Below are 23,840 nucleotides of genomic sequence, written 5' to 3'. Positions count from 1 at the left end.
GAATCCGCATGCAATGGCCGATCGGCGATCGCCGCGGCCGATTGTCACCCGGCACCGCCGTTTCCGGCCTGATGCACATCAACCCGTCGACGTGCGCGAATCGCCGCCGGGCCCACGCGCGAGGCTCGTCCGCCCTTGACAGCCGCGTGATGCGAACCACACTGGATCAGGTGAGGTCCGCCTGCGCGAACGCCGTTTCGCGCATCCGGTTTGCAACCGACCGATGCCCGGAATGCGCGGTAACACTCCCGTATGTCAGGACATTGATCGAATAAAAAGCAACAAATTACAATTCCGTATATATTTCGCCGATGGACCAAAGAAAAACCGCCACACGTTCCGAACCGCCCCTGCCACGCACCTGGGATGCGCGGCTCGCGCGCTCGCTTGTCCGACCGCTGATCGACACGCCGGTCACCCCGAATCACCTCACTACCCTTCGTCTGCTGATCGGCCTCGCCGGCGCCTGGTGCCTCGCGCAAGGCGGCTTCGGCTGGATCAACGCAGGGGCATTCCTGATCGTGCTGTCGAACTTCGTCGACCACACCGACGGCGAACTCGCGCGCATCAGCGGCAAGTCCAGCAAGATCGGTCACTTTTACGACCTCGCGGCCGACGCGCTCGTGACGGTCGCGCTGTTCGTCAGCATGGGCCTCGGCATCGTCGCCCAGGGCGGCCAGATGGCCGCGTCGCCGGTGCTGCTCGGGGCGGTGGCCGGCGCGGCCGTCGCGCTGATCTTCTTCCTGCGCATGCGGATCGAATCGATCGCCGGCAAGGCCGGCACCAAGCAGGCTTTCGCCGGCGGCTTCGAAACGGAAGACGTGCTCTACCTGCTGCCGATCGTGACGCTCGTCGACGGCGTCCAGCCGTTCCTGCTCGCGGCATCGATCGGCGCCCCGCTGTTCGCCGCGTGGGTCGTGATCGACTGGTGGCGCATCGTCCGCCGCGGCGACCTTCCGCATCCGCAGAATTCAACCGAAATCCAGGCTTCCAAATGACTCCGAGCACGCGCGACGACTCCGTGCTGAGCCCGGCACGCCCCGCGCCTGCGCGCGCGGTAGCGGCCGATCCCGATCACACAGTGGCCGACTGCGTCGGCCGTCTCGACCTCGACCGCCTGCGCGGCGACTACGCGCGCCAGGGGTCGTTCCTGTACCTCGACGCATTCCTGCCGCCCGACGCGCACGCGAAGCTCGCGGCCGCCGCCCGCGCGATGCAGGCCGGCCTGAACCGCAATTACCTGCCCGGCCACAAGCAGGGCGGCAGCGTGAGCCGGCACACGATCGACGAGCAGGCGCCGTACATCGCCGAGCTGTATCGCTCGAAAGCGCTGATCGGCTTCCTCGAGAAGATCACGGGCGACAAGCTGATGCTGTCGCCGGACAACGATCCGCATGCGTACGCGCTGTATTACTACACGAAGCCGGGCGACCACATCGGCTGGCACTACGACACGTCTTACTACGACGGCCGCCGCTACACGCTGCTGATCGGCGTGATCGACGAATCGTCGTGCCGGCTCGACTACGAGCTGCACACGCGCAATCCGGACGTGCCCGACGAACCGGGCTCCGTGCAGATCGCCGACGGCGGCATCGTGCTCTTCGACGGCGACAAGCTGCGCCATCGCATCACGCCGCTCGGCCAGAACGAGACGCGCGTGTCGCTGACGTTCGAATACGTGACCAATCCCGGCATGCGGCCGTGGAAGCGCTTCATCTCGAACATGAAGGACGCGATCGCATATTTCGGCTTCCGCCAGGTGTTCAAGCAACTGGCCACACGACGGTCGACCGGGTCATGACACGCGCCGGCCTGATCCTGCTGTCCCTCGGAACGGCACTGTTCGTCGCCCTGCTCGCCTGGCAGGGTGTCGGCGCGGTCGCGTCGACGTTCCTCGCGGCCGGCTGGGGCCTCGCGCTCGTCGCGGCGTTCCATGTCGTGCCGCTCGTGATCGACGCGCTGGCGATCTCGGTGATGTTCCGCCGCGGCCAGCCCGGCGCCGAACTCGGCGACGCGCTGCGCGCGCGCTGGGTCGGCGAATCGGTGAACAGCCTGCTGCCCGCCGGGCAGATCGGCGGCCCGGTGCTGATGGTGCGCCACCTTGCGCAGCGCGGCACGCGGATGGCCGATGCGGCCGCCGCCGTCACCGTCAGCACGACGATGCAGGCGCTCGCGCAGATGGCGTTCGCGCTGATCGGCATCGCCACGTTCAGCCTGTATGCGACGCACGAGTCGGTCGCTCACCTGCGCACGCCGGCGCTGATCGCCACCGGCGTGCTCGGCGCCCTCGCCGTCGCGTTCTACGCGGCGCAGCGGCGCGGGCTGTTCGGCCGCGGGCTGCGTCTCGCGTCGAAGCTGCTCGGCCCGCGCGACTGGTCGTCGCTGGCGACCCGCGCGGACGCGATCGACGACGCGGTCGGCGCGCTGTACCGCGATCGCGCGAAGGTCGCGAAGACCTTCGCATTGAGCCTCGTCGGCTGGATCGTCGGCACCGCCGAAGTGTGGCTCGCGCTGCACTTCCTCGGGCACCCGGTCAGCTGGCTCGACGCGCTGCTGCTCGAGAGCGTCGGCCAGGCGATTCGCGGTGCGGCGTTCGCGATCCCGGGCTCGCTCGGCGCACAGGAAGGCGGTTACCTGCTGCTCGCGCCACTGGTCGGCCTGCCGCCCGACGCGGCGCTCGCGCTGTCGCTCGCGAAGCGTGCGCGCGAACTCGCGCTCGGCCTGCCCGGCCTGCTCTATCTGCATTTCAGTGAAAGAAACTGGCAGCGGCGCCGTGCGCCGCAGCCGCTCGCCGACTGATCGTTCAGATCCGCCGGCTTTTTGGTTGGAGAACCCATGCGAGCCATCATTCTTGCGGCAGGCCTCGGCTTGCGCCTGCAACAACCGCCCGAGGCGCAATTCCCGAAGTGCCTGCTGCGCTTCGACGACGTGTCGCTGCTCGAGCGCCATCTGCGCGTGCTCGACGCCGCCGGCGTCGATGACATCGTGCTCGGGCTCGGCTTCCAGTCCGCGAAGGTCGAGCAGGAACTGAAGCGCCTCGGCCGCACCGCCGAGATCGTGCTGAACGAGCGCTACGACCTCGGCAGCGTGCTGACCGTGCACACCGTCGCCGATGCGATGACGCGCGGCGGCGACGTGCTGCTGATGGACGCGGACGTGCTGTACGACGAGAACATCCTGCACGCGCTGGTCGCCGATGCGGACCAGTCGGTCGACCGCCTGCTGATCGATCGCGACTTCGAGGCCGGTGATGAACCCGTCAAGCTGTGCCTGAAGAACGGCGTACCGGTCGAACTGCGCAAGCAGCTCGCGGTCGACCTCGAGTACGACACGATCGGCGAGTCGGTCGGCTTCTTCCGCTTCACCGAAGGCACCGCGCGCCGTCTCGCTACGATCGTCGCGGGCTACGTCGACAGCGGCCGCGCGAACATGCCGCATGAGGAAGCCGTGCGCGACCTGCTGCTCGAAGGCGGCCATTCGTTCGACGTCGCCGACGTCACGAGTTTGCCGTGGATCGAGATCGACTTCCCGAACGACGTCGCGCGTGCCACGCAAGAGATTCTCCCCCTGATTCAACGCACCACCGCAGGAGCCGCGCGATGAACGCACGCGAACCCAACTTCTCCGAATCGCGCAGCGCACGCCTGCGCCGCATGCTCGTCAGCAGCGACCTCGAATTCCTGATGGAAGCGCACAACGGCCTGTCCGCGCGCATCGTTCGCGAAGCCGGCTTCAAGGGGATCTGGGCATCGGGCCTCGCGATCTCCGCGCAGTTCGGCGTGCGCGACAACAACGAAGCGAGCTGGACGCAAGTCGTCGACGTGCTCGAGTTCATGGCCGACGCGAGCGACCTGCCGATCCTGCTCGACGGCGACACCGGCTACGGCAACTTCAACAACGTGCGCCGCCTCGTGAAGAAGCTCGAGCAGCGCGGCATCGCCGGCGTGTGCATCGAGGACAAGCAGTTCCCGAAGACGAACAGCTTCATCGACGGCGAACGCCAGCCGCTCGCCGAGATCGACGAATTCTGCGGCAAGATCAAGGCCGGCAAGGATTCGCAGAGCGATCCCGACTTCTCGATCGTCGCGCGCGTCGAGGCGCTGATCGCGGGCTGGGGGATGGACGAGGCGCTGCGCCGCGCGAACGCATATGCGGAAGCCGGCGCCGACGCGATCCTGATCCACAGCAAGCTGTCGCGCCCGGACGAGATCCTGCAGTTCGCGCGCGAATGGAGCGGCAAGGCGCCGCTCGTGATCGTGCCGACCAAGTACTACAGCACGCCGACCGACGTATTCCGCCAGGCCGGCATCAGCACCGTGATCTGGGCGAACCACCTGATCCGCGCATCGGCATCCGCGATGCAGGCAACCGCGCGCGAGATCCACGAGAACGAAACGCTGATCAACGTCGAGGACCGCGTCGCATCGGTCAACGAGATCTTCCGCCTGCAGGATGCCGACGAATACTCGGCGGCCGAGCGCATCTACCTGTCGTCGTCGTCGCGCGCGTCGAACGCCGCGATCGTGCTCGCCGCAAGCCGCGGCAAGGGGCTCGAGGCCGTCACCGAGGATAAGCCCAAGGTCATGCTGCCGGTCGCCGGCAAGCCGCTGCTGCGCTGGCTCGTCGACGGCTTCAAGAAGCATGGCGTAAACGACATCACCGTGGTCGGCGGCTATCGCGCCGACGCGATCGACACGTCGGGCATCAAGCTCGTCGTCAACGAGCGCCATGCGCAGACGGGCGAACTCGCGTCGCTCGCGTGCGCGGCCGAGCGCCTGACCGGCGACACCGTGATCTCGTACGGCGACCTGCTGTTCCGCAGCTACATCTTGCGCGACCTCGCGGAGAGCGAGGCCGAGTTCAGCGTCGTCGTCGATTCGTCGCTCACGGAGACCAACCAGAGCGTGCGCGATTTCGCGCTCTGCTCGGCTGCCGATGACCGCGGCTTGTTCGGCCAAAAGACTTATCTGCAACGCGTGTCGAGCGACGTCGCCGCAGGCACGCCGCACGGCCGCTGGATCGGCCTGCTGAACGTGCGCGGCGCAGGCGTCGACCGCCTGAAGGCGATGCTCGCGACGCTGCAGGCACGCCCCGATTTCGACACGCTCGACATCCCGTCGCTACTCAACGAACTGATCGCCGCCGGCGAGAAGATCGAGGTGCAGTACGTGCACGGCCACTGGCGCGGCGTCAACGATCTGGAAGACTTCCGCCGCGCGGGCGATTTCGCGCACGGCCAGACGCCGCTGTCCGAGCCGGGCGCCGGCAACGGGAGCGCGCGATGATCGAAGCGGCCCAGTTCGTCGAGGCCGCGCGCGAACGCGGCTTCGACTGGTACGCGGGCGTGCCCTGCTCGTACCTGACGCCGTTCATCAACTACGTGCTGCAGGACCCGACGCTGCACTACCTGTCGGCCGCGAACGAAGGCGACGCGGTCGCGCTGATCGCCGGCGCCACGCTCGGTGGCAAGCGCGGGATCGCGATGATGCAGAACTCGGGGCTCGGGAATGCGGTGAGCCCGCTCACGTCGCTGACCTGGACGTTCCGGCTGCCGCAGCTGCTGATCGTCACGTGGCGCGGCCAGCCGGGCGTGCCCGACGAGCCGCAGCATGCGCTGATGGGGCCCATCACGCCGGCGATGCTCGACACGATGGAGATCCCGTGGGAGACGTTCCCGACCGACCCCGAACAGGTCGGCCCGGCACTCGACCGCGCGATCGCGCACATGGACGCGACGGGCCGCCCGTACGCGCTCGTGATGCAGAAAGGCAGCGTCGCGCCGTATGAGCTGAAGGCGAACCCGGCGGCGGCACCGCGCGCGCATGTCGCCGCGCAGTCGGCGGCACGCGCCGAAGCGCCCGCCGCGTGGCCGACCCGTCACGACGCGCTGCAGCGCGTGATCGCGCACACGCCGGTCGATTCGACCGTCGTGCTCGCGTCGACCGGCTTCTGCGGCCGCGAACTCTATGCGATCGACGACCGCCCGAACCAGCTGTACATGGTCGGCTCGATGGGCTGCGTGACGCCGCTCGCGCTGGGTCTCGCGCTCGCGCGCCCCGACCTGCGCGTGGTGGCTGTCGACGGCGACGGCGCCGCGCTGATGCGGATGGGCGTGTTCGCGACGCTCGGCACCTACGGTCCGTCCAATCTCACGCACGTGCTGCTCGACAACGGCGCGCACGAATCGACGGGCGGCCAGGCGACCGTGTCGCAGCATGTGTCGTTCGCGGGCGTCGCGGCCGCATGCGGCTATGCGTCGGCCGTCGAAGGCGACACGCTCGACGTGCTCGATGCGACGCTTGCCGCGCAAGCCGACGGTACGCAGTTCGTGCGTATTGCGATCCGCACGGGCGTGCCCGACGGCCTGCCCCGCCCGACCGTCACGCCGGTCGAGGTCAAGACCCGCCTGATGCGGCATATCGGCGCCGCACGGGCTGAAGCCCATGCCGAAGGAGCTCATTGATGCTGCTGCTGAACCCCGGCCCGGTAACGCTGACCGAACGCGTGCGCCGCAGCCTGCTGCAACCCGACCTGTGCCATCGCGAAAGCGAATTCTTCGATCTGCAGGATGAAGCGCGTGCGCGCCTCGTCGCCGCATACGAACTCGATCCGGCCGAATGGGCCGCCGTGCTGATGACGGGCTCGGGCACCGCCGCCGTCGAAAGCATGATCGCGGCGCTCGTGCCGCAGGACGGCAAGCTGCTCGTGATCGAGAACGGCGTGTACGGCGAGCGGATTACGCAGATTGCGACGCAGTACGGCATCGCGCACGACGTGCTGAAGCATGAATGGATGCAGGCACCCGATCTCGCGCAGATCGCCGCCCGGCTCGACGCGGGCGGCTATTCGCACGTCGCGGTGATTCATCATGAAACGACGACCGGCCGGTTGAATGACCTCGGCACGATCGCCGAGGTCTGCCGTGCACGCGGCGTGAAAATGCTCGTCGACGGCGTCAGCAGCTTCGGCGCCGAAGCGATCGACTTCGCCGGCGGCGTGATCGACGCGGTCGCCGCGACCGCGAACAAGTGCCTGCACGGCGTGCCGGGCGCGGCGTTCGTGATCGTGCGTCGCAGCGCGCTCGCGATGGCCGCGAGCCGTACGTACTACCTCGATCTCGGCCGGCTCGCGAAGCTGCAGGATCAGCGGAATACGCCGTTTACGCCTTCCGTGCATGCGTACTATGCGCTTGTCGAGGCGCTGCGTGAATTCGATGAGGCCGGTGGCTGGCGCGCGCGGCATGCGCATTACAAGGCGCTCGCCGATCAGGCGCAGGCCGGGCTCGCGGCGCGCGGAATGCCGCTCGTGCTGCCGGAAGGCGCGTCGTCGGTCGTGCTGCGCGCGTATCGGCTGCCGCAAGGTGTCACGTACGAGACGCTGCACGACGGGTTGAAGACGCGTGGCTTCGTGATCTATGCGGGGCAAGGCGGGTTGTCGAAGGAACTGTTCCGGATTTCGACGATGGGGGCGATCCAGGCGGCTGATGTCGAGCGGCTGCTGGAGGGGTTTACGGAGCTGACGCGGTAAGCTCTCGCCCACACCTTCATCGACGAAAAGGCCCGCAAGGGCCTTTTTTATTCTTCGAAAATTTATCGGAAACACGGAACACGATGTCGGCGTTCGGCCAAGAACGGTCAGTCGACATAGGTGCCAGGATCGTCGACAATCGGCGGGACGTTTTCGGCGCAAACGAGAGATAGTGCAAGATCTTCAAGCGCTCGCCACCGTACCTGCCACAAGGTCTCGTTGTGGACAGAAAGTATGCGGCTCAGGCTATCTGGCAGGTCCAGCAGTACTCATCCTTGGCAGGAGAGTCATCAATGTCTGCTCGGCGAAAAGTCCACTGGGTGTGCTGGGGCGCGCTCACCATATTGTTCAGCGTGGCCGTAGCGGCATTCGAACTGTCCCGTGCTTCGCATAGTGTTGAACTGTCTCTGAAGCCCGGCGCCACCATCAGCTTCTCAGTATTTCGTCTAATACGAGCCCCGCTTGCGGTCGGAATCGACTTCAAGCGCAATGGCTGGGCGGACAAACGCCCTGAGTTGGGCAACTACTCGTATAACTCGAATTTCAGGGCGAGCGGGTATTTGCAATTTAAGGAACCTGGAGAACCCATCACGATTCGCATCACGTCTGACTCCGGCATGGACGCGCTGTTCCACGCAATGCCGAGGTCGAGATCTAACGGGAGTGATATGTGGCGAGATTTGGTTGCCAGCGAAGGCAACGGTAACCCTGACCGCCTTCCGTGGCCCCTTCGCGCTGACGCTCAGTTGTTGCCGCGAGGAATCACCCACCTGACCATTTCAGTAGTCGATGTGGGCCCAACAATTTTGAGTGAGAACGTTACGTTCGTCGCCGAGGCCCCACCCTCAGGTTCCGGCTGGCTCTGGTGGTTATCGTTCTGGCCGCTATTCGTGGTGCCTCTTGCTATCTATGGCGGCACACTACTTTCGCTTGGCTATCGTATGGCCGGAGAGCAAAGGGTTGAGGTGAGCCACGGCATTTTCAGATGCATGTTGTGGCGCATCGCCAAAACTGGCGCCGCGATAGCACTCGCATATCCGCTGAGCGGATTGGCCGCCGGGGCGTGGACGTTTTTTCACGATTTCCCGCGGGCTTCTCTGCTAGATGCTGTCCGGATAGCGATATGGTTTGGCACATACGCTCCAACACACGGAGTGCTGCCGGACCTTGACTCTGAAGGTCATTATCACTTCCCCGCCTATCCTTTCGTCATACCCACCGCAGCCGTGCTCATCTTTTTGTTTTTCCGGGGCTGGCGTTTATTTAAGCGGCACAGATTGCCCCAGTAACGCCCATAGTCACCCCGCCATGCGATTGACCGTAGATCGATCTACCAACTTGTCGCCGAGTGTCTGCCTCTGAGGTCGATGATTGTCCGCTTCGGGTGCGGCCGGTCCTGAAAAGATTGAGCGTAGGTCTTGGCGTAGCTTCGTGCGCCGAGACTTGTCAGATAAAGCGCAGGTACTGCTGCATCATTGGGGTGGCGGTTGCAGGTGCTGCGACGGGTTGCGTGCTCATGTGACCGCAAAAGTTGCTTTGGCAGCCGTCCTACCCGGATGCGCGGCAGGACGGGGAGCCGAGCTAGCTGGAGGGTGTCGCCAGTCGCACGAGCCCGCCTCAGTCGGACACTGGCAGGGCTCTTGTTCAATGGGGATGCCTGAAAATGGCAAGGTAATTTACCGCAACGATCGCGCATATTCCGCATGCCGCGATGGTCCACATGCAGACAACATACACCTTGCCTCCAAAGCTCTTGGATATCTTACGTGCGGCATCGCTACTGCGCATGATGTGGCTAAGGAATACGGTGTAGCCCGATGTCAGTAGGCCAGTGATTAATATGGGGACCATCCTGAAGGAAATGATCGCCAGCAGAGCCCCGAGCGCAAAGATGACGTGGAGAATGAGTAGGCCAGCTAGGGCGTTGGTTCGATCAGTCGCCAGTTTTTCCACGTTTCAATTCCTTTTGAAGGCTTCGAAGCTGTGTCGGGCATGAGTCGCTGCAAGCGCGCACAATGGGAAGAAGTGAAGTGTCGCGGATGTTGCCCGAGTTTACTAGCGGCCTGACCGAGACTGCTCGAAGTTCGCCATCCTGCCAGTTGTCGCCAATCGTCGGCGGCAGCTCCCGGCGGCCAGTTTGAGACGTTCGATGACGCGATCCGAAAGACATTTGAGAGGCTCCATCACCTCGAAATCGGTCAGTGACAGCTCGAAGGCACGGTTGCGGCGAAGATATGCTCACAGTCGACTCGAACATGAAGAGGTGTTCGTTACCATTCGCGCCCCTTACGGAGCCACCACAACAAATATTCGAATTATTGCCACCGTGCCGATGATGATTGACACCATTCCCACCAAGGGGACGAATATTGTTTTTCTTCTTTCCCCGTGCGAATCAAACATAACGAAATTATATAATGATGGGTATGATTTTAATCTAAAAGGGATGACAAACATCGCAACAAGCGTCAAGACGAAGCATACGTCTCGCCAGTGGGCCATTTGGTTTGATATTGCCGCTCGGCCGTGACCGTAGAATGCGATGACGTAGTAAAAAAACAAAACCGCTGAGACTAATGCAGTATCCATCATGTATAAGGCAAGTTTTTTCATGATGTCGCCCCGCTGAGCTTCGAATTTTTTGCATTAACAGACATTAAATGCGATGGCGACTGAGCTTTCAAGCAATCGTTAACCCCCTTCCATTTCACACATGACGATCCGAAAGAGTTGTAAACCTTCGCGCTTCGGCGCTCATCTCACTTTTGGTGTGATCAATTGGGGGGGCATCAGGACACTTGGACGAAGGAAGGGCATAACGTCTCGATCGGGGGAGGCAGGACCGTTGCTGGACGTCATTGCCACCGTTGGAAAAGTGCAACCTTTCACGGCGCCGACCTTGAACGGTCATCCGCCCGCAAGGCCGAACGGGGGGCCGCTGCCGGCCGAGGCCGTATCAAAACGTGTGACGTCGACGTCGGGCGCGAAAGTCGACCCACCAGAATGCTCTGTATCGGCTTCGCGGCACTTGGGGAAGGGTAAAGCGACACCCGAAAACCGGGTAATTTCGAGTTTTGACACGGCCTCGGCCAACAGCGGTCGTTAGACATCGCCGCACAGATCGACGAAAATCGACGCATCGGCGAAGGACGCACGAGGGAGGCGACGGTGTCTGAGAAAGAACAACAAACGCTTACGTCGATAGAGAAGTTCTGTATTGGCGTACTGGCTGTCGCAACTGGGATCACAGTTGCGGCGATCATCTGCAATACCACTCTCAATCTGATTCTTTATCACCGCTTCACGGCCCCCTCAACAGAAGACACCGACCTTGCCGGAGGTTTTGCATTGTTGGCACTCGCCCCCGTTTTTCTGCTGGTCATAATCGCTTCGATAACAGGTGTTTTCTATTTGTTTCGAAAGATGAAATAAGGGAATCCGCGACGCATCGTCCTTCGCTGACCAACATGGGGCGTTCGACACTCATATCGAGTCGCGAAGTTTCCTGATTCAACGACAGCTTTTGGGAATTCTGAAGGACCGCTCAGGGTCGGTAAGCGACATCCACGAAAACCTGTGAAAAACCCCTTTTCATCGTGATCACGAGCACCCTTCGTTTCGCCCCGCTGCTGGTACTCGCCGCCGCCCCGGCGGTTCAGGCCGCCGACAACCAGCCCTGCGACGATGCAGCGATCACGGCCGTCGCCCGCTGGGCCGGTATCGCGAGCGCGCGCATCGCTACCCGCGACGCGGACCGGCTCGTCGTCGCCTCGGCGTGCAAGATGATGCCCGACACGCCGGGCACGACGATCGCGGCCGTCGCGTTCGATTCGCTGCCGAGGAGCAAGAACCCGGACGAAAGTGACAAGCTGCAGGTCATCGCGCTCGTCGAAGGCGGCAAGGTCGTGGCAGCCAACCGGTCGGTGGTCCAGGAAGACGCGGTGACGGAGATCGGCGAGAACAGCTATCGCATCGATACCGCGCGGTACCGTCTGTCGCCCGAGGTGCGCGCGTTCGGCGTCGTGTTCACGAGCAGTGCACGCGGACCGAGCTGTCCCGATGCGAACGCAAGCGACGAGCTGACGCTGTGGGTTCGCGAAGGCAATCGCATCCGTCCGGTGTTCGGCACCAACCTGTACGGGTGGGTCAGCGTCGAGGGCGAGGCCTGCGGCCCCGGTGCGGGCGATGCCCGCAGCGAAGAAGCGAAGATGACGATCGCCGTCGAGAATACGTCGAGCCACGGCTTCGCCGACCTGTCGATCGCGGCACACGTCACGCAGACGAAGCGCGAAGACGGCAACTACTCGGATACGGGCCATCGAATCGCACGCACGGTCGTCAAATACGACGGCAAGTCGTACGGGATCGATATGTTCCGGACCTTCTGGTATTCGCCCGAGGCGCTGAAGCGATTCAAGTGAAGCGGCGGACGGTTCACGCCACACCCGCCTACTCCACCACCTTCGGCCCGATCGCATCGGTCGGCACCGGCATCCGCAGCGCGTCATCACGCACGCGTCGCGCCTCGCGCGCGGTGTAGCGATCCTTCAGCCGCAGGAACGGCTTCTCGACGAGGAAATAGCTCGCCGTCGCGGCCAGCAGCGCCCACACGATGCCGAGCGGGAACGCATGCGGCACCGCCAGATCCGGATTCGCGAACGGCTGCTGCCACAGATACAGGCTAAACGAGATCGTACCGACGAACACGACCGGCCGAGCCCGCAACCACCGCGCACACCAGAACTCGCTGCGGAAATTCAGCACGACGATCACGATCGCGATCAGCGCGGCCTCGAGCGTCACGCCGTAAGTGGCATTCCAGAAGCCGCCGAGCCGATGTTCGGCAAGCGGCATCCCGAACAGCACGACGAAGACGATCACCGTCACGATGCGCGTCTCGCCGCGCCACGAGCGGATCCACGCTTCGAGCCGTTCGCGGTTGAGCGCCGCGTAGCAGCCGATCAGGATCGGATCGACGCCCGTGTGCAGCATCATCCCGAGCTGCCCGCGCAGCGCCGGCGCGACGAAATACGTCAGCGCGCGCACCAGCGGCACGACCAGGATCAAGGCGGCCAGCCAGCGCGTGCCGCGACGGCGTGCCCCGTACACGAACAGCATCGGCCAGAACCAGTAGAACTGCTCCTCGAGCGCGAGCGACCAGAAGTGGCCGAGATACCACGCGCCGTCCGGATGCAGCGCGTTGTCGCCGGCCAGCCCGAACCACGCCGAGTAATTCCACAGATGCAGCGCCGCATACAGCCACTGGCGGCGATCGACGTCGAGCCAGCCGGCGACGGCGAGCACGCCGACGGTCGCGAGATACACGTAGCAGGCCGGCCAGATCCGCAGCGCGCGGCGCACGTAGAACGACGTCAGCGCGATCCCGCCGGTGCGCGCGAACTCCGCGCGCAGCACGTTGGTGATCAGGAAGCCGCTGAGGACGAAGAAGATCAGCACGCCGAGCCGGCCGTCGGCGATCAGCCGCAGCGGCGCGAACCAGCCGGTGTAGCCGCCCGGCAGCACATGCTCGGCATGGCCGACGACGACCATCGTGACCGCGACGGCGCGCAACCCGGTCAGCTGCTTGACGCGATGGTTCATCGGCTCGTTTCCCGTTGGCACGGTGGAGGAACGGAATGAAGGCCGGCGCCCGCGAGCGGCGCGCCGATATGCCGCCGGGATTTTGTCTGAAAAATATCGGAACGAAATTGCTTAAAAAATTCCGGTGCCCATGCGACCCGGAACACCGGGCCGCGCCGCCTGCGCCGATCGGCACGCAATGCGCGGATTGAATGGGCATAATGACAAGCCTTGTCCGGCGGCGGCCGGTCCGATGCAGACACAACGAATTTTGCGGCACCGCAATATCGGCGCTACCGGTACTGCGTCCGCACACCGGCCCGTGCGTCGTCCGCCCTCCCGTCGCCCCTCACCCGGAGCCTGCCTGTGTACCCACCGATCGAACCCTACGCCCACGGCCACCTCGACGCCGGCGACGGCCACCGCATCTACTGGGAGCGCTGCGGCAACCCGTCCGGCAAGCCCGCGGTGTTTCTGCACGGCGGCCCGGGCGCAGGCTGCAGCCCCGACCATCGCCGCCTGTTCGATCCCGAGCGTTACGACATCCTGCTGTTCGACCAGCGCGGCTGCGGGCGCTCGACGCCGCACGCGAGCCTCGACCACAACACGACCTGGGACCTGGTGTCCGACATCGAGCGGCTGCGCGAGATGGTGGGCGCGGAACAGTGGCTCGTGTTCGGCGGCTCGTGGGGCAGCGCGCTCGCGCTCGCCTACGCGGAGACGCACCCGCAACGCGTGAGCGCGCTCGTCGTGCGCGGCATCTTCACGATGCGTCGCGCGGAGTTGCTGTGGTACTACCAGGAAGGCGCGTCGTGGCTGTTCCCGGACCTGTGGGAGGAATTCCTCGCGCCGATTCCGGAAGCCGAGCGCGGCGACCTGATGGCCGCCTACCATCGCCGGCTGACGGGCGACGACGAAGCCGCGAAGCTCGAAGCCGCGCGCGCATGGAGCCTCTGGGAAGGCCGCACGATCACGCTGCTGCCCGACCCGGCGCTGGCCGCGCACTTCGCGGACGGCCACTACGCGCTCGCGTTCGCGCGGATCGAGAACCACTACTTCGTGAACTGCGGGTTCGTCGACGAAGGCCAGTTGCTGCGCGACGCGCATCGCCTCGCCGGCATTCCGGGCGTGATCGTGCAAGGCCGCTACGACATCGCGACGCCCGCACGCACCGCGTGGGATCTCGCGAAGGCATGGCCGGACGCGACGTTCGAGATCGTGCCGGATGCCGGACACGCGTACAACGAACCGGGCATCCTGAAGGCGCTGCTCGCCGCGACGGACCGGTTCGCCGCGTAAGCAGTACGACACTGCGCAACACCACACGGCGCGCTGCAGCCGGCAAGGCCGGCCTGCACGCGCCGCCCGCTCAAAGCGCGGCTTCGACGATCGTCCGGCCGCTGATCGCGCGCTCGACGAGCTGTTCGTCGCCGACCTTGCGAATCGCGTCGTCAAGCAATCCTTCCGGCTGCTCGGTCGCGACCTTCAGCAGGCCCGACAGGCCGCGCGCGTCGAGCACCACGAGCGTCTCCATCGAATCCGCACGGCTCACGAGCACGCGGCGGAATGCCGGGCCCGCGCCGAAGCTCGCGCAGAGCGCGATCGTCTCGTTGCCGAGCGTGTAGTCGAAGTTCTTGATCATCTGTGCCGCCGTTGCAAGGAAATGGCGACGCGCGACGGCGCGGCGCCGTGACGTCGACGCACCCGTGCGTGCCGCCGGCGCCGAACCGTGGTCCGATCCGGTCGCCGGCATCACCATGCTAGGCGGGCAGTATTAACGAAGACTTAAACGGCCGGCGAGCAGTGCGTCAGGCCGATCACGCCGTACTACGACGCATCGTCGAGCGGCTCGACCGTCACGCCGACCTTCAGCTCCTGATCCGCGCCGCCGCCGCGGATCACGCCGCGCAGCGGCGTCACGTCCGCATAGTCGCGGCCGATGGACAGCATCACGTAGTCGTCGCCCGGCGCGCGGTCGTTGGTCGGATCGAGCTGCAGCCAGCCGCCGTCTTCGGGCCATGCCGGGTCGTACACGTCGACCCATGCATGCGACGCGTCCGCGCCGATCAGCCGCGGCTGCCCGGGCGGCGGCTGCGTCAGCAGATACCCGCTCACGTAGCGCGCGGCGAGCCCAAGCGAGCGCAGCGCGCCGATCATCACGTGCGCGAAATCCTGGCAGACGCCCTTGCGCAATCGCAATGCATCGAGCGCGCTCGTCGTGATGTCGGTGCTGTTCGGCGTATACGCGAAGTCGGCGTGAATCCGCCGCATCAGGTCCCACGCGGCCTGCACGAGCGGCCGCTGCGGCGTGAAGCTGGCGGCCGCATACGCGGCCAGTTCGGGATCGCACGCCACATGCGGCGACGCGAACACGAATTCGCTCGCCGCGTCGTACGGCTGCCCCGCGCGAAACCGCAGGCGGTCGCGCACGGCTTCCCATGCCGTCGCGTGTTCGGCGTCGGGATGCGCGATCGCGGGCGGCGGCGCGCCGCGTGCGCCCAGCGACCAGACGGGCGGGCTCACGCGCACCGTGCTGCGGCTGCGCACGAGCAGCGCATCGTGAGGCTGGTTCAGCGCGAACGATGCGCGCGCGTTGCCGAACGCGTCGATCTCGGTGCCGACCGCTTCCGGTGAAGGCTCGATGTCGAGCGCGAACGACAGCACCTGCTGGCGGGGCGTCGCGAGCGGCTGCAGCCGCGCCTGATGCTGTGCGGATTCGACGCGTGCCGCGTAACGGTATTCGGTGTCGTGCGTGACGCGCAGCACGCGGCCGGCCGCGACAGCAGCCGGCGTAGCGGGTGCTGCAGGCGTGGCCGCCCTCTCCTTCGCGCTGCCGGAACCGGGCGCGGGCGGCGTCTTCGCCGCGTGTTTCGTCGTCACCATAGCGTCCTGCCCGCTTCGCGCACGTGACTGAAATAGCGCTCGCCGATCCGGTTCGACAGCTCCCACACGGCCTTCACGGTCGTGTCGAGCGCATCGAGCAGCTTGTCGTGCCGGCCGTCGTCGCCGGTTTCGCACAGTTCGTGCAGCGACCAAGCGGGCACGTCCGGAACCGTCTCGGCCAGTTCGGACAGCGCATAGCCTTCGCTGCGCTCGACCTTCGTCAGCCGGCCGCGCAGCGCCTGCACGACCCAGCCGAGCGAACGCGGATTGTCGGTGTCGAGCAGCACGAGCGACAGCAACGGCGCGACGTCGAAGCCGCGCTGGAAGCGCGAGCGGAACGTGATCGTGCTGTCGAACAGCTCCAGCACGAGTTCGAAGCCGTCCTGCCGGTGCACGGCACCCTCGTCGAACGCGAACTTCAGCACGCTGCACAGGAAGTCCAGCCGGTCGATCTGCCGGCCGATCGACAGCAGCCGCCAGCCGTCGTCGCGCGTCATGTTGTCGGTCTGCGCGCCGGTGATCGCGCCGAGCAACAGCCCCAGCCGCTCCAGCAACTGCAGCGCCTCGTTGCCGATCTGCTCCTCGGCTTCGGGATGGTCCGCGCTATCGGCGAACAGCTGTGTCGCGTCGTCGATCAGCCGCCACTGATCGCTCGACAGTCGCTCGCGAATCGCGGCGGCGGCACCGCGCATCCCGAACAGGCAGGACGCGATGCCGGACGTGCGGTCCGCGCCGCGCGTCAGCGAGGTCGCGAGCGCGTGCTGGAATGCGCGCGGCGCATCGACGGCGTTCGGCCCGTCGGGCGCGATCAGCCCCGTGTCGCGGCACAGCGTGTCGATCAGCTCCAGATGCGCGGGACTGTCGACGTCGTCCTCGCCGCGCAGCCGCTCCAGCGCGGCACGCGCGAGACGCATCAGGTTGGTCGCGCGCTCGGTATAGCGGCCGAGCCAGAACAGGTTCTCGGCCGCGCGGCTCGCGATCGCGCGCGGGCGCTCGACCAGATCGTCAGGGCCGAGACGGGTCTGCAGCAGCGTCGTCGAATCGACGATGCCTTCGGTCATCACCCACGTATCGACGGTACTGCCGCCGCGCGGCATCGGCGCGTTGAACAGCGTATCGCGCGTGCCGACCCGCGACAGTCCGCCCGGCAGGAGCCGCCAGCGTTGCGCGCCATCGGCGAGCGCGAACACGCGCAGCAGCAGCGGCTTCGGCACGATGCGCGCGCCGCCGGCCCCGTCGGGCACGTCGTGCCCCGGCCAGGTGGGCGCCTGCGACAGCGGCAGATCGGCCTGCACCGTGTAATGCTCGGGCCGGGCCAGGATCCGCGCGCGCCACTCGGCAAGCTGCGCCGGCGTGAGCCGCGCGCCGATCACCGGGTCGAACGCGCCGCCCGCCTGCACGTCGGGCGGATACGACGGCTTCACGATGCAGCGCGCGAGCTGCGGCAGCGCGTCGTCGCATGCTGCCGCCTCACCGCACCACCACGAATGCACGGCGGGCAGCGTCAGCGTTTCGCCGAGCAGCCCTTCCGCGAGGCGCGGCATGAAGCCGAGCACGCCCGGCGATTCGAGGAAGCCTGAGCCCGGTGCATTCGCGAGCAGCACGTTTCCCGCGCGCACGGCCTGCAGCAGCCCCGGCACGCCGAGCATCGAATCGGGCCGCAGTTCGAGCGGATCGAGCCACGCGTCTTCGACGCGCCGCAGGATCCCGTGCACCGGTTCGAGCCCGCGCAGTGTCTTCAGGAACACGCGGTTGTCGCGCGCGGTCAGGTCGCCGCCTTCGACGAGCGTGAGGCCGAGGTAGCGCGCGAGATACGCATGCTCGAAATACGTCGCGCTGTGCGGGCCGGGTGTCAGCAGCACGATCCGCGAATTCTTGCGGGCGGGGCTCAGCGCCTGCATGCTCTGCAGCAGCGACCGGTACGCGGATGCGAGCCGCTGCACGCGCAGCCCGCGGAAGCCGCGCGGAAAGAGCCGCGACACGATCAGCCGGTTCTCGAGCAGATAGCCGAGGCCGGCCGCGCCCTGCGTGTGCTGCGCGACGATCCGCCATTGGCCGTCGGGGCCGCGCGCGAGGTCGAACGCGACGACGTGCAGCCACGTATCGCCCGGCACGCGTGCGCCGCGCATCGCGCGCAGGTAGCCCGGGTGGCCGGTCACGAGCGCGGGCGGCAGCAGCCCGCGCTGCAGGATCGTCTGCGGTCCGTACAGGTCGGCCATCGTCGCGTTCAGCAGCCGCACGCGCTGCAGCACGCCGCGCTCGATCGCGACCCAGTCCTCGGGCGTGACGATCAGCGGCAGCAGGTCGAGCGACCACGGGCCGGCCGCGCCGTCGCCCGCGCGTTGTTCGTGGAGCTGGTAGAAGAGCCCGTTCTCGCGCATGCGTCGCTGCAGCGCGTCGGCGCGGCGGTCGAGGTCGGCCACGCCGTCGCTGCCGATCGACGTGAAGAAGCTGCGCCATGCGGGTGCGAGCAGCGGCGCGGTGAGGCCGGCGGCGCTGCCGCGCAGTTCGTCGTAGCGGCCGGCCGCGGCCGGCGCCGCGAGCGCGGCAGCCAGTTCCGCGGCATCCGGCTGCGCGCCGGTATCGAAGAGCGTGGGCATCGCGTCGGCGTCGGCGAGATCGTCGGGGTGAATGGGCGGCACAGTCGAGATCGTTCCGTCGTCAGGGGGCGGCCGCGCCCGCGCGCCGCCGCACCGTCTGCCCGGCACGGCGGACGCGGCAGGCGGCCGCGGTCTGCCCGCATCCTAGCACTCCGGCCCGCCCGCCGGGAGGTCGCGAACCGCGCATCGTCGTCCGTCCTTTCATCCGACGATCAGGGCCGTCGCAGATCGAGCGTGAACGGGAATTCACGGCTCGGCGCGGCAGCCGCCACCGTCATTTGCCCCGGCGTGTGCCCCATCGCGACGAAGCGCGCGAGCCGGCGGCTCTCGGCCTCGTACGCATTGACCGGGAACGTCGCATAGTTGCGCCCGCCCGGATGCGCGACGTGATACCGGCAGCCGCCGAGCGAGCGCTGCAGCCACGTATCGACGATGTCGAACGTGAGCGGCGCATGCACGCCGATGGTCGGGTGCAGCGCGGACGGCGGCGCCCACGCCTTGTAGCGCACGCCCGCGACGTACTCGCCGACGGTGCCGGTCGGCTGCAGCGGCAGCGCGCGGCCGTTGACGGTCACGACGTACCGGTTGTCGTTCAGCCCGGTCACGCGCACTTCGAGCCGTTCGACCGACGAATCGACGTAGCGCACCGTGCCGCCGGGCGCGCCCTCCTCGCCCATCACGTGCCACGGCTCCAGCGCGCCACGCAGCGACAGCTGCATCCCGCTCACCGCGATCTGGCCGAACAGCGGGAAGCGGAATTCGAAGTGCGGCGCGAACCACGCGGGATCGAACCCGAAGCCGGCGTCGCGCAGCTCGGCCAGCACGTCCTCGAAATCCATCTTCAGGAACGCGGGCAGCATGAAGCGATCGTGCAACGCGGTGCCCCAGCGCGTGAGCGGCGTCGTGTACGGCGCGGCCCAGAAGCGCGCGACCAGCGCGCGCAGCAGCAGTTGCTGCACGACGCTCATCCGCGCATGCGGCGGCATCTCGAATGCGCGCAGTTCGAGCAGGCCGAGCCGCCCGGTCGACGAATCCGGCGAATACAGCTTGTCGATGCAGAATTCGCTGCGGTGCGTGTTGCCGGTCACGTCGATCAGCAGGTTCCGCAGCACGCGGTCGACGAGCCACGGCGGCATGTCCTGCCCGTACAGCAGCTTGTTGCGCTGGATTTCCGCGAACGCGATGTCGAGCTCGTAGACCTGGTCGTTGCGCGCCTCGTCGACGCGCGGGGCCTGGCTCGTCGGACCGATGAACAGCCCCGAGAACAGGTACGACAGCGACGGATGGTTGTGCCAGTAAGCGATCAGGCTCGCGAGCAGGTCCGGACGGCGCAGGAACGGGCTGTCGGCCGGCGTCGCGCCGCCGAGCACGAAGTGGTTGCCGCCGCCCGTGCCGACGTGCCGGCCGTCGACCATGAACTTCTCGCTGGACAGGCGCGACTGCCACGCCGCGTCGTACAGGAATTCGGTCTGGCCGACGAGTTCGTCGAAGCTCCGGGCCGGGTGGATGTTCACCTCGATCACGCCGGGATCGGGCGTGACCTGCAGCAGCTTGAGCCGTGCGTCGCGCGGCGGCGGATAGCCCTCGAGCACGAGCTTCACGCCAAGCGCGTGCGCGGTCAGCTCGATCGCGGCGACCAGGTCGAGATAATCCTCGAGCGCGGCGAGCGGCGGCATGAACAGGTACAGCACGCCGTTGCGCACTTCGACGCACAGCGCGGTACGCGTGATCCACGCAGCCGATTCGAAGCGCTCGGGGCGGCGCTGCGGGTCCTGCTGGTCCGGCGTCGCATGCGCGTGCCGTCCGCCTGCGGCGGTGCCGTCACTGCGCCACTGCATGACCGTTTGCGCGGGTGCTTCGCGATGCGCGCCGGCCAGATAGCGCGGCGCGTCGGCCGTGCCCGCATGACGCGCACGGAGCGCGACCGCGTCCGGCAGCGCGTCACGCGGCGCGAACGGATCGCGTTCGACCAGATACGGATAGTCGGCGCCGGAGACCCACGGCAGCGAATCGAGCGGCAGCCGATAGCCCATCGGCGAATCGCCGGGCACGAGGTACATCCGCTCGTCGCGGAAAAACCACGGGCCGGTCTGCCAGCGCGGACCATCGAGACCCGGCGCACCATCCGCGCGCTTGATCGGCAGCACGTAGCCGACCACGCTGTCGAGCTGCTGGTCGAACACCTTGCGCAGCCGCGCGCGTTCGAGCTCGTCGTCGAGGCGCGAATCGAACGGATCGACGTTGACGGGCAGCCGGCGCTCGCGCCACAGGTAGTACCAGACGTCCTCGTAGCCGGGCCGCACGAATTCGTCGGTCAGGCCGAGGCGCGCGGCCAGCGCGTCGATGAAGCGTTTCGCGTCCTCGGTCGTGCACGCGGACGGCTCGCGTTCGTCGGCGAACAGCGACGGATCGTGCCACACGGGCTGGCCATCGGCGCGCCAGAAGATCGACAGCGCCCAGCGCGGCAACTGCTCGCCCGGATACCACTTGCCCTGCCCGAAATGCAGGAAGCCGCCTTCGCCGTATTCGGCGCGCAGGCGCTGCACGAGTTCGGTCGCGTAGCCACGCTTGGTCGGGCCGAGCGCATCGGTGTTCCACTCGGCGCCGTCGCGATCGTCGATCGACACGAAGGTCGGCTCGCCGCCTTGCGTCAGCCGCACGTCGCCGGCCGTCAGCGCGCCGTCGACCTGCGCGCCGAGCGTGCGCACGGCATCCCATTGCGACTCGGTATACGGCTTCGTCACGCGCGGCGATTCGTACACGCGCGCCACCACCATCTCATGCTCGAACGACACTTCGCACTCGTCGATCAGCCCTTCGACCGGCGCGGCGCTGGTCGGCTGCGGCGTGCATGCGAGCGGGATGTGCCCTTCGCCGGCGAGCAGGCCCGAGGTCGGATCGAAGCCGATCCAGCCCGCGCCCGGCAGGTAGACCTCGCACCACGCGTGCAGGTCGGTGAAGTCGACCGACGTGCCGCTCGGGCCGTCGAGCGCCTTCACGTCGGGCGTGAGCTGGATCAGATAGCCGGACACGAAACGCGCGGCAATGCCGAGATGCCGGCACAGCTGCACGAGCAGCCACGCGCTGTCGCGGCACGACCCGGACGCGAGCTCGAGCGTCTGCTCGGGCGTCTGCACGCCCGGCTCCATCCGCACGAGATAGCCGATGTCGTGCTGCAGTTGCTGGTTCAGCGCGACGAGGAAGTTCATGGTACCGGCCGGCGTGCGGTCGACGCCGTCGAGATACGCGCGGAACAGCGGCGCCGCGGTCGTCTGCGGATCGCACGCGAGGTACGGCGCGAGTTCGGTCTTCAGCGCATCGTCATAGCTGAACGGGTATTGCTCCGCGCTGGCTTCCAGAAAGAAGTCGAACGGGTTGTACACCGACATCTCGGCAACCAGGTCGATCGTGATCTCGAAGTGTTCGGTGCGTTCCGGAAACACGAGCCGCGCGAGATAGTTCGAGAACGGGTCCTGCTGCCAGTTGATGAAGTGCTGCGCGGGCTCGACCGTCATCGAATACGCGACGATCGGCGTCCGGCAGTGCGGCGCGGGCCGCAGCCGCACGATCTGCGGCCCGAGGTTGACGGGCCGGTCGTAGCGGTAGCGGGTGGTGTGATGCAGCGCGACGTGGATGGGCATGGGAGAGCCGCTCGGTTCGGGTTGGGCCGGCCGCGCGCGCCGCGTCGCCGTCGCTGCGGCGGCACGGCACGGCGGATTCGGCGAAGGGGTGCGTCAGACGAGTTCCGGCGACTGCACGACGCTGATCTCGATGCCGACGGCGCTCGCGCCGAGCCCCGTCACCGGCTGCGCGTCGCGAGAGTCGAGGCCGACGGCGATGCGCACGTAGCGCTCGTCCGGGCACCGGTTCATGAACGGATCGAAGCCGACCCAGCCGAGCCCTTCGACATAGGCCTCGGCCCACGCATGACCGGCCGGCTGCTGCATCAGCACGACGGTCTGCGGCTGCGCGCCGAGTGCCGCCTGCGGCAAGCCCTGCGACTGCGCGGCATGCGATGCGCCGAGCGCCTGCTGCATGCCGTCGCCCGTCTGCAGCGCGAGCGCTTCCTCGACATCGTCGTCGATCAAGCTCTGCTTCGCGTCGGCGATGCGCTGCATCGCGCTGTCGGCGAGCACGTAGCCCGAGATGTAGCGCGCGGGCACCTTCAGCGCACGCGCGGCCGCGATGAACGCATGCGCATGGTCGCGGCTCGTGCCCTCGCCGCTTTGCAGCGCGGTTTCGGCATCGACCGGCGCGTCGACCAGGTTCGGCGCGTACGCGATGCGGTCGTGCACTTCCGTCATCAGCCAGTGCAGCGCATCGAGGCTGTGCGGCTCGATCGGCAGCGCCTGCGTGAGCTCGCGCACGGTGTCGCCGGCCTTCGTGAGCGCGGTCTCGCGTTCGAAGATCCATGGCGGCGCATAGCCCTCCAGGTTGCCGAGAATGCCGGCGCGGTCCTGCGTCTCGACGACGCCGGCCGCGATCACGACGACCTCGTTCTTCGCGCCGCGGTCGTGGCGCACGAGGTCGATCCGGTTGCCGAACCCGTCCGTATAGGAGAGCGTCGGCTCGACGCCGTCGATCGTGACCTGCCAAGCGCGCACCGTCTGCCCGGGCCCCGATTGCGGGCGCAGCCGCAGCCGTTGCAGCGCATGGGTGGCTTGATCGTCGAACTGATAACGCGAGATGTGTCGGATGGCGAGTCGCATGGCAAGGCTCTCAGTCGAAGTTGTAGGCCTGGGCGATATCGACCCCGAGGCTGTTGTTGCGGCCGATGAAGTCGGTCAGGAACTCGTGCAGGCCGCTCTTGAAGATCCGCTCGACCGAGGTGTCGGACAGCATCTGGAGAATCTTCGTGGCCGTGTCGTGACACGGATGTGTCACGCCGTAATCCTTCGCGAGCAGGTTCAGGCTCGACACCACGCGCCCGTAGCAATAGCGCAGCGAGCGCGGCATCCGGCCGTTCAGGATCAGGTAGTCGGCGATGTTCATCGGCTTGTACTGCACGTCGTACACCCAGCGATACGACCGGTGCGCGGCCACGCAGCGCAGGATCGTCTCCCACTGGTAGTTGTCGAGGATCGTGCCGACGTGCGACACCGACGGCAGCAGCAGGTGGTATTTCACGTCGATGATGCGCGCCGTGTTGTCCGCCCGCTCGACGAATGCGCCGATCTGCGCGAAATCGAAGATCTCGTTGCGCAGCATCGTGCTGTAGAAGCTGCCGAGGATCAGCGCGGTTTCGCG

At 66.7% G+C, this 23,840-nt stretch carries 21 protein-coding genes; 13 read left to right on the top strand and 8 right to left on the bottom strand.

All coding sequences use genetic code 11. The features are described 5' to 3' along the window. Window positions 1-311: 311 nt before the first annotated feature. From DIE23_RS30745 to DIE23_RS30710, 8 genes are all read left to right on the top strand, one after another. Window positions 312-998 carry a CDP-alcohol phosphatidyltransferase family protein gene (locus DIE23_RS30745; protein WP_124615562.1) on the top strand — a complete coding sequence of 229 codons (687 nt, stop codon included), beginning with the start codon at window positions 312-314 and terminating at the stop codon, window positions 996-998. Next, window positions 995-1,804: a 2OG-Fe(II) oxygenase gene (locus DIE23_RS30740; RefSeq protein WP_124615561.1), complete on the top strand. Its 810-nt coding sequence runs from the start codon at window positions 995-997 to the stop codon at window positions 1,802-1,804. The genes DIE23_RS30745 and DIE23_RS30740 overlap by 4 nt, the downstream gene beginning before the upstream one ends. Next, window positions 1,801-2,802: an HpnL family protein gene (locus DIE23_RS30735; protein ID WP_124615560.1), complete on the top strand. Its 1,002-nt coding sequence runs from the start codon at window positions 1,801-1,803 to the stop codon at window positions 2,800-2,802. Before DIE23_RS30740 ends, DIE23_RS30735 begins: the two co-directional genes overlap by 4 nt. A gap of 36 nt (window positions 2,803-2,838) precedes the next feature. After that, window positions 2,839-3,606, top strand: a complete 768-nt coding sequence (locus tag DIE23_RS30730) for an NTP transferase domain-containing protein (protein ID WP_124615559.1) — start codon at window positions 2,839-2,841, stop codon at window positions 3,604-3,606. Beyond that, window positions 3,603-5,288 carry a phosphoenolpyruvate mutase gene (gene aepX / locus DIE23_RS30725; RefSeq protein ID WP_124615558.1) on the top strand — a complete coding sequence of 562 codons (1,686 nt, stop codon included), beginning with the start codon at window positions 3,603-3,605 and terminating at the stop codon, window positions 5,286-5,288. Before DIE23_RS30730 ends, aepX begins: the two co-directional genes overlap by 4 nt. After that, window positions 5,285-6,466: a phosphonopyruvate decarboxylase gene (gene aepY / locus DIE23_RS30720; RefSeq protein WP_124615557.1), complete on the top strand. Its 1,182-nt coding sequence runs from the start codon at window positions 5,285-5,287 to the stop codon at window positions 6,464-6,466. Before aepX ends, aepY begins: the two co-directional genes overlap by 4 nt. Continuing rightward, on the top strand, window positions 6,466-7,530 hold the full coding sequence (locus DIE23_RS30715; protein WP_124615556.1) for a 2-aminoethylphosphonate aminotransferase: 1,065 nt from the start codon (window positions 6,466-6,468) through the stop codon (window positions 7,528-7,530). The genes aepY and DIE23_RS30715 overlap by 1 nt, the downstream gene beginning before the upstream one ends. 293 nt (window positions 7,531-7,823) lie before the next feature. Next, entirely contained in the window at window positions 7,824-8,819 is a 996-nt protein-coding gene (locus DIE23_RS30710) for a hypothetical protein (RefSeq protein ID WP_124615555.1), read from the top strand. A gap of 355 nt (window positions 8,820-9,174) precedes the next feature. On the opposite strand, the gene DIE23_RS30705 is transcribed toward DIE23_RS30710, so the two are convergent. After that, window positions 9,175-9,483, bottom strand: a complete 309-nt coding sequence (locus DIE23_RS30705; protein WP_124615554.1) for a hypothetical protein — start codon at window positions 9,481-9,483, stop codon at window positions 9,175-9,177. Window positions 9,484-9,679: 196 nt separating this feature from the next. Between DIE23_RS30705 and DIE23_RS30700 the strand changes: the two genes are divergently transcribed. From DIE23_RS30700 to DIE23_RS30690, 3 genes are all read left to right on the top strand, one after another. Beyond that, window positions 9,680-10,060: a hypothetical protein gene (locus DIE23_RS30700; protein ID WP_124615553.1), complete on the top strand. Its 381-nt coding sequence runs from the start codon at window positions 9,680-9,682 to the stop codon at window positions 10,058-10,060. Between the two features lie 638 nt (window positions 10,061-10,698). After that, window positions 10,699-10,962: a hypothetical protein gene (locus DIE23_RS30695; protein WP_124615552.1), complete on the top strand. Its 264-nt coding sequence runs from the start codon at window positions 10,699-10,701 to the stop codon at window positions 10,960-10,962. Window positions 10,963-11,126: 164 nt separating this feature from the next. Next, a complete protein-coding gene (locus tag DIE23_RS30690) occupies window positions 11,127-11,951 on the top strand; it encodes a multidrug ABC transporter ATPase (protein WP_124615551.1) in 825 nt (274 codons plus the stop codon). Between the two features lie 28 nt (window positions 11,952-11,979). Here the strand turns inward: DIE23_RS30690 and DIE23_RS30685 are convergent, their stop codons facing one another. Then, the gene (locus DIE23_RS30685) at window positions 11,980-13,131 is read right to left on the bottom strand and encodes an acyltransferase (protein WP_124615550.1); all 1,152 of its coding nucleotides are present in this window, start codon (window positions 13,129-13,131) and stop codon (window positions 11,980-11,982) included. 35 nt (window positions 13,132-13,166) lie between these two features. Between DIE23_RS30685 and DIE23_RS39745 the strand changes: the two genes are divergently transcribed. Both DIE23_RS39745 and pip read left to right on the top strand, forming a co-directional pair. Further along, window positions 13,167-13,322, top strand: a complete 156-nt coding sequence (locus DIE23_RS39745) for a hypothetical protein (protein ID WP_185646568.1) — start codon at window positions 13,167-13,169, stop codon at window positions 13,320-13,322. A gap of 154 nt (window positions 13,323-13,476) precedes the next feature. Next, a complete protein-coding gene (gene pip, locus DIE23_RS30680) occupies window positions 13,477-14,409 on the top strand; it encodes a prolyl aminopeptidase (protein WP_124615549.1) in 933 nt (310 codons plus the stop codon). A gap of 70 nt (window positions 14,410-14,479) precedes the next feature. Here pip and DIE23_RS30675 read toward each other — a convergent pair whose 3' ends face one another. From DIE23_RS30675 to DIE23_RS30650, 6 genes are all read right to left on the bottom strand, one after another. Then, window positions 14,480-14,752, bottom strand: a complete 273-nt coding sequence (locus tag DIE23_RS30675; RefSeq protein ID WP_059607812.1) for a hypothetical protein — start codon at window positions 14,750-14,752, stop codon at window positions 14,480-14,482. A gap of 185 nt (window positions 14,753-14,937) precedes the next feature. Then, window positions 14,938-15,993 carry a transglutaminase family protein gene (locus tag DIE23_RS30670; RefSeq protein WP_124615548.1) on the bottom strand — a complete coding sequence of 352 codons (1,056 nt, stop codon included), beginning with the start codon at window positions 15,991-15,993 and terminating at the stop codon, window positions 14,938-14,940. Beyond that, the gene (locus DIE23_RS30665; RefSeq protein ID WP_124615594.1) at window positions 15,987-18,593 is read right to left on the bottom strand and encodes a circularly permuted type 2 ATP-grasp protein; all 2,607 of its coding nucleotides are present in this window, start codon (window positions 18,591-18,593) and stop codon (window positions 15,987-15,989) included. The genes DIE23_RS30670 and DIE23_RS30665 overlap by 7 nt, the downstream gene beginning before the upstream one ends. A 212-nt stretch (window positions 18,594-18,805) precedes the next feature. Next, the gene (locus tag DIE23_RS30660) at window positions 18,806-22,234 is read right to left on the bottom strand and encodes a DUF2126 domain-containing protein (RefSeq protein WP_124615547.1); all 3,429 of its coding nucleotides are present in this window, start codon (window positions 22,232-22,234) and stop codon (window positions 18,806-18,808) included. 93 nt (window positions 22,235-22,327) lie between these two features. Then, window positions 22,328-23,302, bottom strand: coding sequence for a transglutaminase family protein (locus DIE23_RS30655; RefSeq protein WP_124615546.1), 975 nt, complete (start codon window positions 23,300-23,302; stop codon window positions 22,328-22,330). Window positions 23,303-23,312: 10 nt separating this feature from the next. Further along, on the bottom strand, window positions 23,313-23,840 hold a 528-nt coding region (locus DIE23_RS30650), incomplete at its 5' end, for an alpha-E domain-containing protein (RefSeq protein ID WP_148093478.1).

Source organism: Burkholderia sp. Bp9143, assembly GCF_003853645.1.
In the GTDB taxonomy this organism is placed as follows: domain Bacteria; phylum Pseudomonadota; class Gammaproteobacteria; order Burkholderiales; family Burkholderiaceae; genus Burkholderia.
Note: the sequence above shows the minus strand (reverse complement) of the source record. Positions and strands in the feature narration are given on the sequence as shown.

What these genes read in the sequence shown, in the direction of transcription:
- DIE23_RS30745 (WP_124615562.1), top strand. Translation starts at nt 312, where the DNA reads ATGGACCAAAGAAAAACCGCCACACGTTCCGAACCGCCCCTGCCACGC.
- DIE23_RS30740 (WP_124615561.1), top strand. Translation starts at nt 995, where the DNA reads ATGACTCCGAGCACGCGCGACGACTCCGTGCTGAGCCCGGCACGCCCC.
- DIE23_RS30735 (WP_124615560.1), top strand. Translation starts at nt 1,801, where the DNA reads ATGACACGCGCCGGCCTGATCCTGCTGTCCCTCGGAACGGCACTGTTC.
- DIE23_RS30730 (WP_124615559.1), top strand. Translation starts at nt 2,839, where the DNA reads ATGCGAGCCATCATTCTTGCGGCAGGCCTCGGCTTGCGCCTGCAACAA.
- aepX (WP_124615558.1), top strand. Translation starts at nt 3,603, where the DNA reads ATGAACGCACGCGAACCCAACTTCTCCGAATCGCGCAGCGCACGCCTG.
- aepY (WP_124615557.1), top strand. Translation starts at nt 5,285, where the DNA reads ATGATCGAAGCGGCCCAGTTCGTCGAGGCCGCGCGCGAACGCGGCTTC.
- DIE23_RS30715 (WP_124615556.1), top strand. Translation starts at nt 6,466, where the DNA reads ATGCTGCTGCTGAACCCCGGCCCGGTAACGCTGACCGAACGCGTGCGC.
- DIE23_RS30710 (WP_124615555.1), top strand. Translation starts at nt 7,824, where the DNA reads ATGTCTGCTCGGCGAAAAGTCCACTGGGTGTGCTGGGGCGCGCTCACC.
- DIE23_RS30700 (WP_124615553.1), top strand. Translation starts at nt 9,680, where the DNA reads ATGACGCGATCCGAAAGACATTTGAGAGGCTCCATCACCTCGAAATCG.
- DIE23_RS30685 (WP_124615550.1), bottom strand. Translation starts at nt 13,131, where the DNA reads ATGAACCATCGCGTCAAGCAGCTGACCGGGTTGCGCGCCGTCGCGGTC.
- DIE23_RS39745 (WP_185646568.1), top strand. Translation starts at nt 13,167, where the DNA reads ATGAAGGCCGGCGCCCGCGAGCGGCGCGCCGATATGCCGCCGGGATTT.
- DIE23_RS30675 (WP_059607812.1), bottom strand. Translation starts at nt 14,752, where the DNA reads ATGATCAAGAACTTCGACTACACGCTCGGCAACGAGACGATCGCGCTC.
- DIE23_RS30670 (WP_124615548.1), bottom strand. Translation starts at nt 15,993, where the DNA reads ATGGTGACGACGAAACACGCGGCGAAGACGCCGCCCGCGCCCGGTTCC.
- DIE23_RS30665 (WP_124615594.1), bottom strand. Translation starts at nt 18,593, where the DNA reads ATGCCCACGCTCTTCGATACCGGCGCGCAGCCGGATGCCGCGGAACTG.
- DIE23_RS30660 (WP_124615547.1), bottom strand. Translation starts at nt 22,234, where the DNA reads ATGCCCATCCACGTCGCGCTGCATCACACCACCCGCTACCGCTACGAC.
- DIE23_RS30655 (WP_124615546.1), bottom strand. Translation starts at nt 23,302, where the DNA reads ATGCGACTCGCCATCCGACACATCTCGCGTTATCAGTTCGACGATCAA.